Origin of the sequence: Azorhizobium sp. AG788 (assembly GCF_943371865.1) — a bacterium.
Classification (GTDB): Bacteria; Pseudomonadota; Alphaproteobacteria; order Rhizobiales; family Xanthobacteraceae; genus Azorhizobium.
The window spans coordinates 65037-81832 of the sequence record NZ_CALRWL010000023.1; the positions used below are offsets into that span (position 1 = coordinate 65037).

Annotated in this window: 13 protein-coding genes; 3 read left to right on the plus strand and 10 right to left on the minus strand. The window is 67.9% G+C overall.

What is annotated here, in order from left to right; genetic code table 11:
- Window positions 1-88 precede the first annotated feature (88 nt).
- The 8 genes from AAG816_RS14825 to tesB all read right to left on the minus strand — a co-directional run bounded on the left by AAG816_RS14825 (window position 89) and on the right by tesB (window position 11049).
- A complete protein-coding gene (locus AAG816_RS14825) occupies window positions 89-1534 on the minus strand; it encodes a pitrilysin family protein (RefSeq protein ID WP_341990426.1) in 1446 nt (481 codons plus the stop codon).
- Entirely contained in the window at window positions 1531-2922 is a 1392-nt protein-coding gene (locus AAG816_RS14830) for a pitrilysin family protein (RefSeq protein ID WP_341990439.1), read from the minus strand. Before AAG816_RS14830 ends, AAG816_RS14825 begins: the two co-directional genes overlap by 4 nt.
- 358 nt (window positions 2923-3280) lie before the next feature.
- Complete coding sequence (locus AAG816_RS14835) at window positions 3281-3961, minus strand: hypothetical protein (protein WP_341990427.1); 681 nt, start codon at window positions 3959-3961, stop codon at window positions 3281-3283.
- Between the two features lie 86 nt (window positions 3962-4047).
- Window positions 4048-4575, minus strand: coding sequence for a signal peptidase II (gene lspA, locus AAG816_RS14840; protein ID WP_341990428.1), 528 nt, complete (start codon window positions 4573-4575; stop codon window positions 4048-4050).
- 3 nt (window positions 4576-4578) lie between these two features.
- Window positions 4579-7560 (minus strand): isoleucine--tRNA ligase, encoded by a 2982-nt coding sequence (ileS, locus tag AAG816_RS14845; protein ID WP_341990429.1) that lies wholly within the window; start codon window positions 7558-7560, stop codon window positions 4579-4581.
- A 511-nt stretch (window positions 7561-8071) separates the two neighbouring features.
- Window positions 8072-9556, minus strand: a complete 1485-nt coding sequence (locus AAG816_RS14850; RefSeq protein WP_341990430.1) for an ammonium transporter — start codon at window positions 9554-9556, stop codon at window positions 8072-8074.
- A gap of 29 nt (window positions 9557-9585) precedes the next feature.
- Window positions 9586-9924: a P-II family nitrogen regulator gene (locus AAG816_RS14855; protein WP_012172747.1), complete on the minus strand. Its 339-nt coding sequence runs from the start codon at window positions 9922-9924 to the stop codon at window positions 9586-9588.
- Between the two features lie 246 nt (window positions 9925-10170).
- Complete coding sequence (gene tesB / locus AAG816_RS14860) at window positions 10171-11049, minus strand: acyl-CoA thioesterase II (protein WP_341990431.1); 879 nt, start codon at window positions 11047-11049, stop codon at window positions 10171-10173.
- Between the two features lie 153 nt (window positions 11050-11202).
- On the opposite strand from tesB, the gene AAG816_RS14865 reads away from it, so the two are divergent.
- Window positions 11203-12471 (plus strand): ubiquinone biosynthesis hydroxylase, encoded by a 1269-nt coding sequence (locus AAG816_RS14865; protein WP_341990432.1) that lies wholly within the window; start codon window positions 11203-11205, stop codon window positions 12469-12471.
- A 48-nt stretch (window positions 12472-12519) separates the two neighbouring features.
- Here the strand turns inward: AAG816_RS14865 and AAG816_RS14870 are convergent, their stop codons facing one another.
- Window positions 12520-12732: a Trm112 family protein gene (locus AAG816_RS14870; protein ID WP_341990433.1), complete on the minus strand. Its 213-nt coding sequence runs from the start codon at window positions 12730-12732 to the stop codon at window positions 12520-12522.
- A gap of 320 nt (window positions 12733-13052) precedes the next feature.
- Between AAG816_RS14870 and AAG816_RS14875 the strand changes: the two genes are divergently transcribed.
- Window positions 13053-13967 (plus strand): DMT family transporter, encoded by a 915-nt coding sequence (locus AAG816_RS14875; protein WP_341990434.1) that lies wholly within the window; start codon window positions 13053-13055, stop codon window positions 13965-13967.
- A 125-nt stretch (window positions 13968-14092) separates the two neighbouring features.
- Complete coding sequence (locus tag AAG816_RS14880; protein WP_341990435.1) at window positions 14093-14947, plus strand: hypothetical protein; 855 nt, start codon at window positions 14093-14095, stop codon at window positions 14945-14947.
- Between the two features lie 133 nt (window positions 14948-15080).
- Here AAG816_RS14880 and hisS read toward each other — a convergent pair whose 3' ends face one another.
- Entirely contained in the window at window positions 15081-16619 is a 1539-nt protein-coding gene (hisS, locus tag AAG816_RS14885; protein ID WP_341990436.1) for a histidine--tRNA ligase, read from the minus strand.
- Window positions 16620-16796: the final 177 nt, after the last annotated feature.

A 16796-nucleotide genomic window follows, 5' to 3' on the forward strand; every position in this document is an offset into this window, starting at 1 on the left:
CAGGGCCGCTTGAGGCCCGCTCAAGCCGGATCAGTGGTTTTATGGTTACCGCTGCGACCCCGCCCCGCCCGTGGAGCAAGGGCGCGTTTCAGCCGCCGGACAGACCCGTAGGCTTGCCGACCACCACGGTCAGGGTGCTCTTGGCCCCGGCGAGGCGTTGCGCCACCCGGTTGAGATCCGCCAGGGTCACCGCCTCGATCAGGTCGTTGCGGCGGTCGATATAATCGATGCCGAGACGGTCGATCTGGATCTGGAGCAACTGTCCAGCCACCTTCGACGAGGTGTCGAAGCGCAGGGCATAGCTGCCCTTGAGATAGGCCTTGGCCTCATCCAGCTCGGCCTGGGTCGGGCCCTTGTCGAGGATCTGGCGGAATTCGTCGGCGATGATCTTGATGGATTCCGCCGTGCGCTCGTTCTTGGTGGCCGTGCCGGCGAACCACAGGCCCGCATGCTCCAGCGCCACCTGATAGGAATAGACCGAATAGGCGAGGCCCCGGGCTTCCCGCACTTCCTTGAACAGGCGCGAGGAAAAGGCGCTGCCGCCGAGAATGTGGTTCAGCACATAAGCGGACATGAAATCGGGGTCGCGCCGCTCCAGCCCGTCGGTGCCGATCATCACCACCGACTGGGACACGTCCAGCGGGATCACGTCCACGGTGCCGAGGCCCTTGGGGGTGACGTCGGCCACCGGGGTCAGCTTGGCCGTCTCTGGTAGGGCGCCGAACACCCGGTCCAGCTCCAGGCCCAATTGCTCGGGGGTGATGTCACCCACCACCGCGACGCGCAAATTGGAGCGCGCCAAAGTGTTGGCGGCGAAGGTGGCCAGATTTTCGCTGGTGATGGTGGGCACGCTGGCGAGCGTGCCGTCCACCGGCCGGCCATAGGGATGGTTCGGGAAGGCCAGGGCAAACCAGCGCTCGCTGGCGATGTTGTTGGGCTCGGTGGAGCGGCGGCGCAGAGCCGCCAGTTGGGCGGTGCGGATGCGCTCCACCGCCTCGGTGTCGAAGCGCGGATGGGTCACCGCGAGGCGCAGCATATCGAACGCGGCTTCGCGATTTTCCGACAGGGTGCGCACCGAGCCGCGCACTTCATCGCGATTGGCATCGAAATGCAGTTCGATCGCCTTGTCCGCCAGGGTGCGATGGAAGGCTTCCGCATCGAGATCGCCGGCGCCTTCGTCCAACAGCGAGGCCGTGAGGCTGGCAACGCCGGGGGTGCCGGCCGGATCCTGGCTGGCGCCGCCGAGGAAGGCGAACTCCATCGCCACCAGAGGCAGCGTGGTGTCCTGCACCAGCCAGGCTTCGATGCCGTGCGGGCTAGTGACCTTGATGATGCGCGTGGTCTGCGACTGGGCCGGCGCGGGCGTGACGAGGGAGAGCGACATGATGACCATCGAAAGAAGAAAGACGGCGGCGGAGCCGCAGGACAGACCTTTGCGCCGGAACAGGTCCGGCAGGACGCGCAGGCGCCCGCCGGCCGCGGCAGCCCCGAAAGCGGGCGACGCCGGCCGGGAGCGGGCGAAAACGCCCCTCATGAACGCTTCTCCGGGGTCGCCTGGGACGCCGGTGCGGCGGCGGGGGCCGCAGCCGGGGTTGCGGCCGTCGGCGCCTTGGCGGGGGTGAGATAGCCGGTGACCGCGCGGCGCAGCACCAGATAGCGGGCAGCAGCTTCCTTCACCTGCGCGGCGGTGACGGTTTTCACCCGATCCGGCCAGGCATTGACCTCGGCGACGCTGACGCCGGTGGCCCAGGAGGCGCCATAGATGCGGGCCAGGGTGGCCTGGTTGTCGCGGGCATAGATGGCGTCGGCGGTGAGGCGGGTCTTGGCACGGGCCAGTTCCACCTCGTCGGGTCCGGTCTCGGCGAACTTGGCGATCAGATCGTCCAGGGCAACTTCCAGCGTCTCCAGGGTGACGCCGGGCCGGGGCGAAGCGGAGAAGCCGAAGCGGGTCTCGTCATAGGCTGTGCCCTGGTACCAGGCGCCGGCGCCGGCGGCGAGGCCCTGCTCCACCACCAGCGAGCGATAAAGCCGGCCGGTCTGGCCGCCGCCGAGGATCTGGGCGAGCACGTCCAGCGCCTCGCTCTCATGATCCTTGGCCGTGCGGTAGGACGGGACGAGATAGGACCGCTGCAGGCTGGGCTGGGCCACGCGGGCATCGCTCAGGGACACGCGGCGATGGGCCTGGGGCTCGGGCTCCTGCGGGCGATTGCGCGGCGGGGTGTCGGCACGGGGGATCTGGCCATAGGTCTGTTCGGCCAAGGCGCGCACCGCCTCGGGCTCCACATCGCCCGCCACCACCAGCACGGCGTTGTTGGGGGCATAGAAGCGGCGATAGAAGGCCAGCGCATCCTCGCGGTTGAGCTGCTTGATCTCGTGTTCCCAGCCGATGATCGGGTGCTGGTAGGGGTGATTCACATAAGTGGTGGCCTGGAGCGCCTCGCCCAGGCGCGCGCCGGGATCGTTGTCGGTGCGCATGCGGCGCTCTTCCAGCACCACGTCGCGCTCGGGCAGCACCACCTCGTCGGTGAGCTTGAGGCCGGTCATGCGGTCGGCCTCGAAGGCCATCACGCTTTTCAGGTGATCCTTGGCCACGCGCTGGAAATAGGAGGTGTAGTCGGTGGAGGTGAAGGCATTCTCCTGCCCGCCGAGCCGCGCCACTTCGGCGGAGAATACGCCGGGCGCATTCTTCTCCGTGCCCTTGAACATCAGATGTTCCAGGAAATGGGCGATGCCGGACTTGCCCGGCTGTTCATCGGCGGAGCCGACCTTGTACCACACCATGTGAGTGACCACCGGGGTGCGGCGGTCGGGGATCACCATCACCTTGAACCCGTTGGCGAGTTCATACTGCGCCACCTCGGGACCGGCGGCGGAGGCATGGGAAGCCGCGGCAGCGGCTCCTGCGGCGAAAATGGCGACCATGGCGAAGCGTCTCACGTTCACGGGGCGGTTCCACGGCGCGGCTGGGCGACCGCGCATCCAAGAGAGATAGGGAGCAATAGCGCAACAGCCAAGATGGGCGTGCCTGCGGCACGCGCGCCGGAGCGGCGGGCGGCGGCATCGCGGCGTCGAGCCGCACAAAGGCGGGAATTGGCGTCTGTCCGGATCACGGCGAACCCGACAGCTTGGCCGCGGGTCCGCACCGAGTTCGCGCCTGTTCCGACGGGTGGCCCGCCGGGATGCCGTCCGGGCACCGGCGCGGCAAGGACGGTCCGGGCTTCAGGCCTCCGGCAACAGGCCCCGGCACCGCGGTGCCGGATCTGCCCGGCTGCCCGCCGCGTCACTGGCGGTCGAACAGCGTCGGGAACTTGAACGGCTCGTTCTTCTTTTCCACCACGCCATAGGGCGCGTTGGGGGCCGGGGTCTGATAGCCCGGCGGCGGCTGGGTGATGCTCTCGCGCTCCGGCTCGCCCTTGAAGGCGATGGGCTTTTCATCCGACGGCGTCACGCCGAACCAGGACTTGAAGCCCAGTTCGCTCGGCAGGACCACGTCGCGCTTGCTTTCCGCACCCACCGGGGAATTGTCCACCGGTGCGTTGCGGTTCTTCTTAAGGTAGCCGCCCTTGTTCAGCTCGCTGGGCAGCAGCACGTCGCGGGTGCTGCCCGCGCCCACGGGCTTGTTGTCCACCGCATTGGCCTGCTGGGCGCGCAGGACGTCCGGGTCCTTCGGCCAGTTGGGCAACGCCGCGGACGGCGCCTGCTTTGGCGGCGGCAGGGTGGAACCCACCGCGGGAGGCACCACCAGGGGCGCGCGCTCGCGATACTGGATCTCGGGCTTCTGCTCGTCGATGAGGCCGAGCGCGCTCATGGTGCTCCGCATGAAATCGGATTCCACCGCCTGAGCGGCAGCAGGCAGGCTGCTGCCGACCAGTGCGGCAGGCAATGTGGCCATGGCCGATGCGCCGAGCAGGAACGCACGCAGCCCGGAGGTCGTCAGCGACCGTCTCATGATCTTACGCATGGATCCTTTCCCACTTTCTCGGGCCGTCCACCGCTGCCACCGGTCTTTCGGATGCACAGCTTGCAGCGATGGCCAATGTGCCCGGCTCACGCCGGAGGGTGCCCCGCCGGATCGGAAGCCGCCTTAGGGCTGGAGCCTGAGGGCGGCGTTTTTGAGGCGCGGACGAAGAATGCATCATAAAGAAGGATGATCACGCCCACAACGACCGCCACATCGGCCACGTTGAACACGTACCAACGGTATCCCAGGGCGTGGAGCGACACGAAGTCGAACACCGCGCCATAGACCACCCGGTCCACCGCATTGCCGATGGCGCCGCCGATCAGCAGCCCCAGCGCGAAGGCCTCCACCTTGCGGGCGGTGCGGGCCAGCCAGACCGCGAACCCCACGGCGGCCACCACCTTGATCGCCACCAGCACCCAGCGCCCGGCCTCGCCTTGGGGGAAAAGGCCATAGCTGATGCCGGCATTCCACAGCACCACGAAGTCCAGGAACGGGGTGATGACGTGCATCGGCCCGGCCCAATTGTCCGACCAGGCCAGGACAGCGGTCTTGGTGCCCTGGTCGAGTACCAGAACCGCCAAGGCCACAAGGACACCAAGCCGGATGGACATCAGCTACTCCGCTGCCGCGCGGGCGTTGAATTCGCGCAGCGCCTGGGCATCGCGCGGGGTCACGTCGGGATAGTCCGGGTCGGCGCCCACATCGAGCGAGACCTTCCAGGAACGGGCGCACTTGCGGCCCACCGCGAGAGCGGGAACCACCGCCACGCCGGGCACGTCATCCAGGCGGAAAGCGTCCGCCGGGCCGTCGCCCGGTTCCAGGGTGGCGGAACTGGTGATGCAGATTTCCGCCAGATCGAGGCCCTCCAGCGCCTCCGCTAGGGCCGGGTCGGCGATATAGACCACGGGGCCGGCCTCGAGGGAGGAGCCGATGCGTTTGGCGGCGCGCTCGGGCTCCAGGGCGCCGAGCACCACGCGGCGCACCTGCCGCACCTTGCGCCACTGGTCCGCCAGAGCCTCGTTCCGCCAATCCTCAGGGGTGGCGGGGAAGGTCAGCAGATGCACCGAGCCGTCCTGCGACCCGGTGCGGGCGATGAATGCCTCTTCGCAGGTGAAGGGCAGGATGGGCGCCAGCCAGGTGACCAGGCGCTCGAACACGACATTCAGCACGGTGAGAGACGCCCGGCGCGTCACCGAGGAGATCGGATCGCAATAGAGCGCGTCCTTGCGCACGTCGAAATAGAAGGCCGACAGATCGGTGGTCATGAACACCGTCAGCAGGGCATGGACCTTCTTATAGTCGAACGCCCCATAGGCCTCGCGCACCTGACCGTCCAACTCGGCAAGGCGATGCAGCACCAGCCGCTCCAGCGCCGGCATGTCGGCAAACGCCACCTGCTCGGCGGGGTGGTAATGGTGCAGCGAGCCCAGCAGCCAGCGGATGGTGTTGCGCAGCTTGCGATAGGTGTCGGCGGTGCTCTTGATGATTTCCGGGCCGATGCGCAGATCGTCCGCATAATCCGAGGCACACACCCACAGGCGCAGGATGTCGGCGCCGGAGGACTTGATGACCTCCTGCGGGGCCACCACGTTGCCCAGCGACTTGGACATCTTGCGCCCGTCCTCGTCCAGCACGAAGCCGTGGGTCAGCACCGCGTCATAGGGCGGGCGGCCGCGGGTGCCGCAGCTTTCCAGCAAGGAGGAATGGAACCAGCCGCGATGCTGGTCGGAGCCTTCCAGATACATCACCCGGTCGGGGCCGTCGGGCACCCGGTCGGTCTTCAGGTCCGGGCGCACGTCCAGCACGAAGGCGTGGGTGGAGCCGGAATCGAACCACACGTCCAGGATGTCGTCCACCTTCACCCAGCCCTCGGTGCCGCGCTCGCGCAGGAAGCGCTCGCGGGCGCCGGGCTGGTACCAGGCATCCGCCCCTTCCACCTCGAAGGCGGCGGCGATGCGGTCGTTCACATGGCTGTCCTGCAGGATCTCCACCGAGCCGTCGCCCAGTTCGCGCACGAACACGGTGATGGGCACGCCCCAGGCGCGCTGGCGCGAGACCACCCAGTCCGGGCGGCTGGCGATCATGCCATTGATGCGGTTTTCGCCGGCGGCGGGCACCCATTCCACGGTCTTGATGCCGGCCAAAGCGCGGGCGCGCAGGGTATCGCCGGTATTGTCGCCGATGCCGCGCGGGGTCACGGAGGGGGCCCCCGCCGGCTGGTGGATCACCTGATCCATGGCGATGAACCATTGCGGCGTATTGCGGAAGATCACCGGCTTCTTGGAGCGCCAGGAGTGCGGATACTGATGCTTCAGCCGGCCGCGGGCCAAAAGGTTGCCCGCCGCCACCAGAGCGTCGATGACCGCCTGGTTGGCATCGCCCTTCTCGCCCTTCTCGGTGATGACGCGCTTGCCCTCGAAGCCGGGCGCCTGGGCGGTGTAGAAGCTGTCCGCATCCACCGTGTAGGGGATCGCCGGATTGATGCCGCGCTCCTCCAGCCAGCGCCGATGCTGGGTCCAGATCTCGAAATCCTCGCGGCCGTGGCCGGGGGCGGTGTGGACGAAGCCGGTACCGGTGTCGTCGGTGACGTGGTCGCCTTCCAGCAGCGGCACCTGGAAGTCATAGCCGCGACCGGCCAGCGGATGGGCGGTGACGAGGCCGGAGAGAACTTCGGCGGGCACATCGCCGATCCGGGCATAAGAGGTGACGCGGGCCGACTTGAACACGTCTTCCGCCAGCTTATCGGCCAGAATCAGCTTGTCGCCGGCCTTGGCCCAATTGTCGCCGGGGGCCTCGGTGATCTCGTAGAGGCCATAGGCGATCTTGCCGGAGAAGGAGATGGCCCGGTTGCCGGGCATGGTCCACGGCGTGGTGGTCCAGATGACCACGCTGGCCCCGTCCAGGTCTTCACCTTGAACCGGAAACTTCACCCACACCGTATCGCTCGTGTGGTCGTGATATTCCACCTCGGCCTCGGCCAGAGCGGTCTTTTCCACCACCGACCACATCACCGGCTTGGACCCGCGATAGAGCAGGCCGTTCTCCGCGAACTTCATGATCTCGCGGGCGATCTGCGCCTCGCCGAGGAAGCTCATGGTGGTGTAGGGGTGGTCCCAGTCGCCTTCCACGCCGAGGCGCTTGAACTCGGCGCGCTGGATGTCCAGCCAATGCTGCGCAAAGGCGCGGCATTCCTGGCGGAATTCGATGACCGGCACCTCGTCCTTGTTCTTGCCCTTGGCGCGATAGCCTTCCTCGATCTTCCATTCGATGGGCAGGCCGTGGCAATCCCAACCCGGCACATAGTTGGAATCGAACCCCAGCATCTGCTGCGAGCGCGTCACCACGTCTTTCAGGATCTTATTCAGCGCGTGGCCGATGTGGATATTGCCATTGGCATAAGGCGGGCCGTCATGCAGCACGAAGCGCGGACGGCCCTGGCCTTCCTCGCGCAGGCGCTGGTAGAGGCCGAGGCGCGCCCAGCGCTCCAGCAGTTCCGGCTCCTTCTGCGGCAGCCCGCCGCGCATGGGGAAGGCGGTCTGCGGCAGGAACAGGGTGGCGGCATAGTCCACGGAGTCGGACGGCGTCTTGTCGGTCATGGGTTCAGGCTCGGAATAGGGATCGATGCGTCGGGTGCGTCACGGCCCGGCTGACCCCGCGCGCGCTCAGGCGCGGCGGCGGGGTGCCGGGCGGATAATTCGCGATGACGCAACGTGAGACGTCGCGACGTGAGAGGCGGTCCCGAAGGGCGTCCAAAAGGCCATGACCGGCTTCTAGCAGGCAGGCCGTCGCGGGAAAAGGGTGGATTCGCCCGCGCCTGCTCCGGGCGGGGAGCCATGAAGCGCTCATGTGCCTGGAGAACGGCGGCGGCATGGGGGCCGCGCGCAAATCGCGTCGGGCGCTGGGTCATGCGTTCGTGACCGGTCAGGAGCCTGAAACGATCGAGGCCCCGGCTCGGGAGCCAGGGCCTCGTCTTCCCCTCTTTTTATGTCGATGCGGATCGGCCGAGGCCGGTCCGCGAAGCCAGAGGCACCAAAGCAAATCCCACGTGGTCCGCCGGAAGGCGGGCCGCCGGGCGGTGGGGCGGCGCCGCACGCGCCGCCCGTTCGCTCAGCTGTGGTAGGCGCGCTCGCCGTGCTCGGTGATGTCCAAGCCCTCGCGCTCCTTCTCCACCGTGGCGCGCAGTCCGACGACCGCATGCACGATGTAGTAGAGGATGGCGGAACCCACGCCCGACCACACCAGGGTGACGAGCACGGCTTTCACCTGTGCGATCAGCTGAACGGTCATGTCGTAGTCCGCCACCTTGCCGGTGGTGTAGTCGAAGATGCCGGTGCCGCCGAGGGCCGGGCTGACCACGATGCCGGTGGCGATGGCGCCGAAGATGCCGCCAACGCAATGGACGCCGAAGACGTCCAGGCTGTCGTCATAGCCGAAGGCGTTCTTCACCGTGGTGCAGAAGAAGAAGCACAGCACGCCGACGATGAGGCCCGAGATCAGGGCGCCCGTGATGCCGGCAAAGCCCGCCATGGGGGTGACGGCCACGAGGCCGGCAATGGCGCCGGACACGACGCCGAGCATGGAGGGCTTCCCGCGGGAGAGCCATTCCACGATCATCCACGACAGGGCCGCAGCGCAGGTGGCGATGAAGGTGTTCATCATGGCCAGAGCGGTGAGGCCGTTGGCTTCCAGGTTGGAGCCGGCGTTGAAGCCGAACCAGCCGACCCACAGCAGGCCGGCGCCGACCAGAGTGAGGGTGAGCGAGTGCGGCGAGAAGGCTTCCTTGCCGAAGCCCGTGCGCTTGCCGACGATGAGGCAGCCCACCAGCGCGGCGATACCCGCATTGATGTGCACCACGGTGCCGCCGGCGAAGTCGATGGCGCCGAGCTTGTAGATGTAACCGGCGTCGGCCATCACGGCGTCGAGCGCGCTCTGGGCCGCAGCCTTGCCACCGGCATCCGCCGCGGCAAGGGCCTTGACGGCGGCGTCAACCGCGTCCGGGCCGGCCCAGTACCAAACCATGTGGGCAATGGGGAAGTAGATGAAGGTGACCCACAGCGGCACGAACAGGACGATGGCCGAGAACTTCACGCGCTCAGCAAACGCACCGAAGATCAGCGCCGGGGTGATCATGGCGAAGGTCATCTGGAACGCGATGAACACGAGTTCCGGGATGTTGACGCCCACCGAGAAGGTGCCGGTGGCCGACTCGGGCGTAATGCCCTTGAGGAACGCCTTGGAGAAGCCGCCGATGAAATCCGAGCCGCCGGTGAAGGCGAGGGAATAGCCGTAGAGCACCCAGATCACGCCGACGACGGCGACGGTGTAGAACACCTGCATCAGGATGGAGAGCATGTTCTTGCCGCGCACGAGGCCGCCGTAGAACAGGCCCAAGCCCGGGATGGACATCATCAGCACCAAGGCTGCGGACGTGAGCATCCAGGCGGTATCGCCCTTGTTGATGACCGGAGCTGCGGCGACGGCCGCTGCCGCGTCCGCTGCCGGTGTGGCGGTCTGCGCCAAAGCGGGCAGGGCCAGCGCCGCCGCGGCAAGAAGCGTGGGAATGCCCACGCGGGACCACGTCTTGAACGTCATGGAAGAAGGCTCCGTGAAATGAGGAAAGATCAAAGCGCGTCGGCGTCGGTTTCGCCGGTGCGGATGCGCACCGCGTGATCGATCTGGAAGACAAAGATCTTCCCGTCGCCGATCTGGCCGGTCTTGGCGGAGGCCGTGATGGCTTCGACCACCTTGGCAACCTGGTCGGATGGCACCGCCACCTCGATCTTCAGCTTCGGCAGGAAGCTCACGGCATATTCGGCACCGCGATAAATCTCGGTGTGGCCCTTCTGCCGGCCGTAGCCTTTCACTTCAGTGACGGTCAGCCCGTGCACTCCGATACCGGTGAGGGCATCGCGCACCTCCTCCAGCTTGAACGGCTTGATGATGGCCATGACGATCTTCATGGATCGGTCCCTGTCCCCGTAATGCCCCCACGATCCTGTGGATCCGGCTGGCGTTTCTCTCAGGCTTCGCCCAGCGGGACGGGGAAATCCGCGCCACGGCAGCAAGCCTCGGGAGAAAGGGAATCAAGGACCGTGCCAATTGCCGTGAGGCCTTTGGGGGCGTGCTTATTTTCTCGCCACGGCGTCGGTAGCCACAGCCGCGCCGCGAACCGGCCGCTTTTTATGCCTAATTATTGATCTTTATGTCTATATTTTAAGCGGACGAGGCTCGACGATCCGCATCAGGCCCTCTTGCGCCGCCGAGGCCACCAGCACGCCGTCGCGGCTGTACAATTCGCCGCGACAGAAACCGCGGGCGCCCTGGGCCGAGGGGCTGTCCTGGACATAGAGCAGCCATTCGTCGGCGCGGAACGGCCGATGGAACCACAGTGCATGGTCGAGGCTGGCCACCTGCATGTCGCGGTCGAACACGCTGCGCCCGTGGGGGATCAGCGCCGCCTGGAGCAAGGACAGGTCGGAGGCATAGGCCAGCACCGCCTGGTGGATGGCGATGTCATCGGGCAGGGCATCGCGGGTCCGCACCCAGATTCCCGGCCGCTCCAGTGAGGCCTTGCCCGCCAGGAACGAGGGATCGATGCCGATGGGCTTCACCTCCAGCGGCCGCAGCGCCATCCAGTCCCGCGCCGCGGCCTGGGGGAAGCGAGCCAGCAGCTTCTCGCGCCAGGCGGCGTCCGAGGGCAGGTCCTCGGGCGCGGGCACCTGCGGCATGGTGGCCTGATGCATCAGGCCCTCCTCGTGCTGCTGGAACGACACCGACATGGAGAAGATCGCCTTGCCGTGCTGGATCGCCACCACCCGCCGGGTGGTGAAGCTGCCGCCGTCGCGGATCCGGTCCACCTCGAAGATGATCGGCGCGTTGGGATCGCCGCCCAGCAGGAAATAGCCGTGCAGGGAATGGGCGAGCCGTTCGCTCTCCACCGTGCGCTGCGCTGCCACCAAAGCCTGCGCCACCACCTGGCCGCCGAACACCCGTCCACCCCCCGGCGTGCCGCTGCGACCCCGGAACAGATTGATCTCCAGCCGCTCCAGATCAAGGATGGCGAGAAGGGCTTCGACGTCGGTCATGGATGGTCAACTCGCGGCGGGGACGCAGGGGCGCGTGCCGCGAACCAGCCATGGGGCGCAGCACCCGTCAAGACCAACAGCCGGCAGTCGCCGGAAAGAGGCGGGCCGCAGGCGGGCCCGGAAGCCGGCCGCAGCGCCGGCGAGGAGAATGTCATGGGTGAAGATGCCAGGGCCGGTGCGGCCCAGTCCGAAGGCCGGTCGCAGCCGGTGGCAGCCGATGTGGTGATTGCGGGCGGGGGTCTGGCGGGGCTCAGCCTCGCCTTGGCGCTGAAGGACGGGCTCGGCCGCGACGCGGCGATCACGGTCTATGATCCCGGCTTCGGCCGCCCGCTGACCGGCGACAAGCGCTGCTCGGCCATCGCCGCCGGGGCGCGGCGGCTGCTGACCGTGCTCGGGGTCTGGGAGGAACTGGGGGCGGCGGCGGAGCCCATGCGCTCCATGGTGGTCACCGACAGCCGCACCCGCGACGTGGCCCGCCCGGTGTTCCTGACCTTCGATGGCGATGTGGAGCCGGGCGAGCCCTTCGCCTACATGGTGCCCAACGCCGTGCTCCAGGGGGCGCTGACCCGCGCCGCCCAGGCCGCCGGCATCGACATGCGCGCCGCCCCGGTGTCGGGCTTCACCACGGATCGTTCAGGGGTAACGGTTACGGGCGGCGATGGCGCCACGGTGCGGGCGGGCCTGCTGGTGGCCTGCGATGGCGCCAAGTCGCGGCTGCGGAGCCTGGCGGGCATCACCACGGTGGCCTGGGGCTATGACCAGTCGGCCATCACCTTCACGGTGGAGCACGAGCGCCCCCATGAGGGCGCGGCGGTGGAGCACTTCCTGCCCGCCGGCCCGTTCGCCACCTTGCCGCTGCCGGGCAACCGCGCCTCCATCGTCTGGACCGAGCGCACGCCCGATGCCCAGCGCATGGTGGAGCTGCCGGACTATCGCTTCCAGGAGGAGCTGGAGCAGCGCTTCGGCCTGGCGCTGGGCTGGGTCAAGGTGGAGAGCAAGCCGCAGGTCTATCCCCTTGGTTTTGCTATGGCCCGCAGCTTCATCGGCGAGCGGTTCGCTCTGGTGGGAGACGCCGCCCACCTCATCCACCCCATCGCCGGGCAGGGCCTGAACATGGGGTTGCGGGATGTGGCGGCCTTGGCCGAGGCCATGACCGATGCGGCCCGGGTGGGGCTGGATTTTGCCTCGCCGCAGGTGCTGGAGCGGTATCAGCGCTGGCGGCGGTTCGATACCCTCGCCATGGGGGTGGCCACCGACAGCCTCAACAAGCTTTTCTCCAATCATTCCGACGTGTTGCGGCTGGCGCGGGACGTGGGACTGGGTATCGTCGACCGGCTGCCGCGGCTCAAGGGCCTGTTCATCCGCGATGCCGCCGGCCTCACCGGCGCGGTGCCCAAGCTGCTGCGCGGGCAGGCGCTCTAGGCGCCCGCAAGTCATTGATCCGAAAGGGGGACGGGTGCCGTCCCCCGCTCAGCGCTTCAGCTCGCTCTCGTCCAGGCGGCGGGCTTCGTCGGACAGCATGATCGGGATGCCGTCGCGGATCGGGAAGGCGAGGCGGGCGGCGCGGGAGATCAGTTCCTGGCGCTCGCGGTCATAGTCCAGCGGCCCCTTGGTCAGGGGGCAGACCAGGATTTCCAGCAGCTTGGGATCGACCTCATGGCCGGGGCGCTGGGTTTGGCTCATGGCTCTGTCCTTTGTTCGTCGTATCGGGGGTTCGCCGTGGACTTCCCCGTTTGCACCACCGTGTCATGCGCCAGTTTTGCGTGACACCGGAAAGATGCGCGCACCATATCGACGGCGGCAGGCCGGTCCAAGCGGTTTTGGCGCGGCTTGCGCGCGGCCGGCGGCCGCTGCCTTCACCGGAACCGATGGCAGCGATCAGCACTTGTGGCTTTCTGCCCGATCCCACCGGGTGTAGAGCCGGACGCCTGCGCTCCCCCCCGGCACCGTGGTGGCGAGGGCCGCCGGTCTCCCGGCGGGCGCGCCTCCTGCGAGTCTCGCCCATGCCCTCCGGCCCCATGCTCTCCCGCGTCACCCTCGGCTTCATCCTCGGCTTCATTGGCGTGGTGATCTTCGGCGCCACCTTGCCGGCCACCCGCCTCGCCTTGACCGGCCTCGACCCCTGGTTCGTGACGCTGGGGCGCGCAGCGCTGGCCGGTGTGCTGGCGGCAGGCTGCCTCCTGGTGCGGGGCCGGGTGTCCTGGCGGGGCCATCCGGGCGCGGTACGCGATCTGGTGGCGGTGGCGGCGTCCCTGGTGTTCGCCTTTTCCCTGCTGATGGCGCTGGGCAGCGTCAGCGTGCCCGCCAGCCATGCGGGGGTGGTGCTGGGCCTGCTGCCTTTGGCCACCACCTTGGGGGCGATGGTGTTCGCCGGCGAGCGCCCGAGCCGGCTGTTCCTGGTGGTGAGCGGGCTCGGCGCCCTGCTGGTGGCGGTGTTCGCGGCCCGCAATGGCGGGGGCGACCGCTTCGGTGCGGGCGACCTTTTGCTGCTGGGCGCGGTGGTGGCCTGCGGCATCGGCTACCCGCTCAGCGCCCGGCTGTCGCGGTTCATGGAGGGCTGGGAGGTGATCGCCTGGGCGCTGGTGTTTGCCTTGCCGGTTTCCCTGCCCGCCGCGCTGCTGGTGCTGCCGCAGGAATTGGCCGCGGTGCCGGGACCGGCCTGGGCCGGCTTCCTCTATGTGGCGGTGATGAGCCAGTTCGTGGGGTTCTTTTTCTGGAATGCGGGCCTCGCCATGGGCGGGGTGGCCCGGGTGGCGCAGGTGCAGCTGTTGCAGACCTTCGTCACCGTGGCTTTGGCCTGGCCGGTGAATGGCGAGCCGCTGGATGTGGAGACGGCGCTGTTCGCGGTCGCCGTGGTGGCGGTGGTGGCGCTGGGCCGCAAGGCCAAGGTTGCGACGGCGGCGTCGCCGGCAGCCTAAGCAGCTCCGCTGTTTGCGTGTGTCTTCCAGAAGGTGCTACCGGAGGTATAGCGGCATCATGGCCTGCGGAAGCTTGGCCGTGGTGGCGTATAGCGGGCCATCTATTATCTGGCCGGCGTTTTCGCGTGACCATCGCCCGTTTTCTGACCACCCGGCTCCATCATGTGCTGGAGCCCTGCCAATGCGCCCTGCGCCAGGGGCGGCTGCGGGATTTCGACCTGGGCGCCGCCGCGCCGGTGGCCCCTGTGCGGCTGCGCCTGGCGTGCGACTGCACCGATCCGGTTTGCGCCTGGGGCGTGGCGGATACGCGGGCGTTCCATGACCGCTATCGGCTCCGCCGCGGCCCCGCCAATCGCCTGCGGCCGACGGCCATGCTGCTGGACCTGGAGCGGTTCGCAACCGCCGCCGCCTTCACCCAGACGGTGTCCAAGCGTTCCCACGGCAATATTCCGCGGGCGGAGAAGAAGGCGATCCGCCAGGGCATCACCTGCGCGCCCATCGCGCCGTCCAGCTATGCGGCCAGCATCGCCCGGATCACCGCCTCCAAGCGCATGCGCTCCGGCGGGCCGGTGCTGGCGGCCTGGCTGAAGCCGCGGGCGGGGCTGGTGGATAGCGGCCATTCGCCAGCGCCGCCGCATTGCCCCGAGCATTGGGCGCTGTCCTGGGGGGCGTTCATCGAGGAGGCGGGGGCGCCGCGCCTCATCGCTTATCTCACCCTGGTGCGGGTCGGCGATCTCTGCCGGACCTTCGACGTCATGGCGGACGGGAACTATCTCAAGACCGGGGCCATGAAGCTGCTGTTCCTGGAGCAGGTGCGCTGGCTGCTGGCGCGGCAGGCGCCGGAGGTTCAGGGCCTGCGCTGGCTGATGTATGGGGCGCTGGAGCATGGCGGCGACGGCCTGCACGAATGGAAGCGCCTGATGGGCTTCGCGCCGGCCAAATTGAGTTTTGCCGACTCCGAGATCGCTCAGGCCGCCTGACGATTGCCTCCGGGTTTTCCACCCGGAGACCGCCTCTGTGTATTTTATCGCCTGTGCGCGAAACCACGCGAAAGGCCAGCCGGTGGCGGGCCGGGAGACGCTCCCGATCCACTCCCCGGCGGGGTGCGAGGGCTCAGTCGTCCAGGCCCAGGGTCGGCTCGGCGCGGCGTTCCAGCACGCCGCGAATGGCGTCCAGCAGGTCGGCTTCCTTGACCGAGAACTGCGCCGGGCGGGCGGCGCGATATTCCGCATGGTCGGAGATGCCGGCAGCGATCTTGGCGCCTTCCACCAGATCCTTGATCTGGACCTCGCCGGCTTCCTTCTCGTTCGAGCCCTGGATGACGACCGCGGCGGCGCCGCGCCTGTCGGCATATTTCATCTGCGCCTTCATGCCGGCGCCGCCGAGATACATCTCGGCGCGGAATAGAAGGTTTCCGGTTTCAGAATCACGCCCGGCATCACGTAGGCGTTTGGTCAGGGCCATGTAGTCGGCAATGCGATCCTTATCCATCACAAGCACGACGACCAAAGGCAATGTATTTGCCTCTTTATCACCCTTGCCCAAGTGGCCCAGCGCTGCCTGCAGGCGCGACACGCCGATAGAGAAGCCGGTGGCCGGCACCGGTTCGCCACGGAAGCGCGCCACCAGGCCATCATAGCGCCCGCCGCCGGCCACGGAGCCGAACCGCACCGGGCGGCCTTTTTCGTCTTTCACTTCGAAGGTGAGTTCGGCCTCATAGACCGGGCCGGTATAATATTCGAGACCGCGCACCACCGAGGGGTCGATGACGATGCGCCCGTCGTCATAGCCGCCGGCGGCGACCAGAGCGGCAATCTGATGAAGTTCATCGAGCCCAGCCATGCCGGTTTCGCTAGATCCCACGACACCTGCGAGGTTCGACAGTCCCGCCATGCCGGTGCCGGCGCTGACGAAGGCGAGCACCTTGTCGACGGCCTCGGCCTCAAGCCCGGCGCCCTTGGTGAAATCGCCGCTCTTGGCCTCGGGGTTCTCCCAGCGGCCGGCGCCCAGAAGGTCGCGCACGCCATCGACGCCGATCTTGTCCAGCTTGTCGATGGCCCGCAGCACGGTGAGGCGGCGGCTGGCATTGGCGTCGCCGCCGAGGCCGATGGCCTCCAGCACGCCGTCCAGCACCTTGCGATTGTTGACCTTGATGACGTAATCGCCGCGGGCGATGCCCACCGCTTCCAGCGTATCGGCGGCCATCATGCAGATCTCGGCATCGGCGGCCACCGTGGGCGCGCCCACGGTGTCGGCATCGAACTGCATGAACTGGCGGAAGCGGCCGGGGCCGGGCTTCTCATTGCGGAACACATAGCCCGCGCGATAGGAGCGATAGGGCTTGGGCAATTTGTCGAAATGCTCGGCCACATGGCGGGCCAGCGGCGCGGTGAGATCGTAGCGCAGCGACAGCCACTGCTCGTCATCATCCTGGAACGAGAACACGCCTTCGTTGGGCCGGTCCTGGTCGGGCAGGAACTTGCCCAGCGCGTCGGTATATTCGATCGCCGGGGTCTCCAGGCCCTCGAAGCCGTACAGTTCGTACACCGAACGGATCTTCTCCAGCATGGCGCGGGTGGCGACCAGTTCCGCCCCACCGCGGTCGGCGAGGCCGCGCGGCAGGCGCGCTTTCGGCTTGTTATCGGTGGCCATCACTGCCCGTCTTGGTCATTGCATCAGGAAGCCGCGTCTTAGAGCAAGAGCGGGAAAAGGGGAAACCGGATTTGGGGTGGGACCTCGCCGCCGGTACGCGCGGGACCTCACCGCCCTTGCGGATTTCACCCTCCCCCCTTGCGGGGGAGGGCAGGGAGGGGGGTGAAACGGCCGCCG

Bases quoted from the DNA above. Each gene is read 5' to 3' on its own strand.
- AAG816_RS14825 (WP_341990426.1), bottom strand. From the start codon at position 1,534: ATGAGGGGCGTTTTCGCCCGCTCCCGGCCGGCGTCGCCCGCTTTCGGG.
- AAG816_RS14830 (WP_341990439.1), bottom strand. From the start codon at position 2,922: ATGGTCGCCATTTTCGCCGCAGGAGCCGCTGCCGCGGCTTCCCATGCC.
- AAG816_RS14835 (WP_341990427.1), bottom strand. From the start codon at position 3,961: ATGCGTAAGATCATGAGACGGTCGCTGACGACCTCCGGGCTGCGTGCG.
- lspA (WP_341990428.1), bottom strand. From the start codon at position 4,575: ATGTCCATCCGGCTTGGTGTCCTTGTGGCCTTGGCGGTTCTGGTACTC.
- ileS (WP_341990429.1), bottom strand. From the start codon at position 7,560: ATGACCGACAAGACGCCGTCCGACTCCGTGGACTATGCCGCCACCCTG.
- AAG816_RS14850 (WP_341990430.1), bottom strand. From the start codon at position 9,556: ATGACGTTCAAGACGTGGTCCCGCGTGGGCATTCCCACGCTTCTTGCC.
- AAG816_RS14855 (WP_012172747.1), bottom strand. From the start codon at position 9,924: ATGAAGATCGTCATGGCCATCATCAAGCCGTTCAAGCTGGAGGAGGTG.
- tesB (WP_341990431.1), bottom strand. From the start codon at position 11,049: ATGACCGACGTCGAAGCCCTTCTCGCCATCCTTGATCTGGAGCGGCTG.
- AAG816_RS14865 (WP_341990432.1), top strand. From the start codon at position 11,203: ATGGGTGAAGATGCCAGGGCCGGTGCGGCCCAGTCCGAAGGCCGGTCG.
- AAG816_RS14870 (WP_341990433.1), bottom strand. From the start codon at position 12,732: ATGAGCCAAACCCAGCGCCCCGGCCATGAGGTCGATCCCAAGCTGCTG.
- AAG816_RS14875 (WP_341990434.1), top strand. From the start codon at position 13,053: ATGCCCTCCGGCCCCATGCTCTCCCGCGTCACCCTCGGCTTCATCCTC.
- hisS (WP_341990436.1), bottom strand. From the start codon at position 16,619: ATGGCCACCGATAACAAGCCGAAAGCGCGCCTGCCGCGCGGCCTCGCC.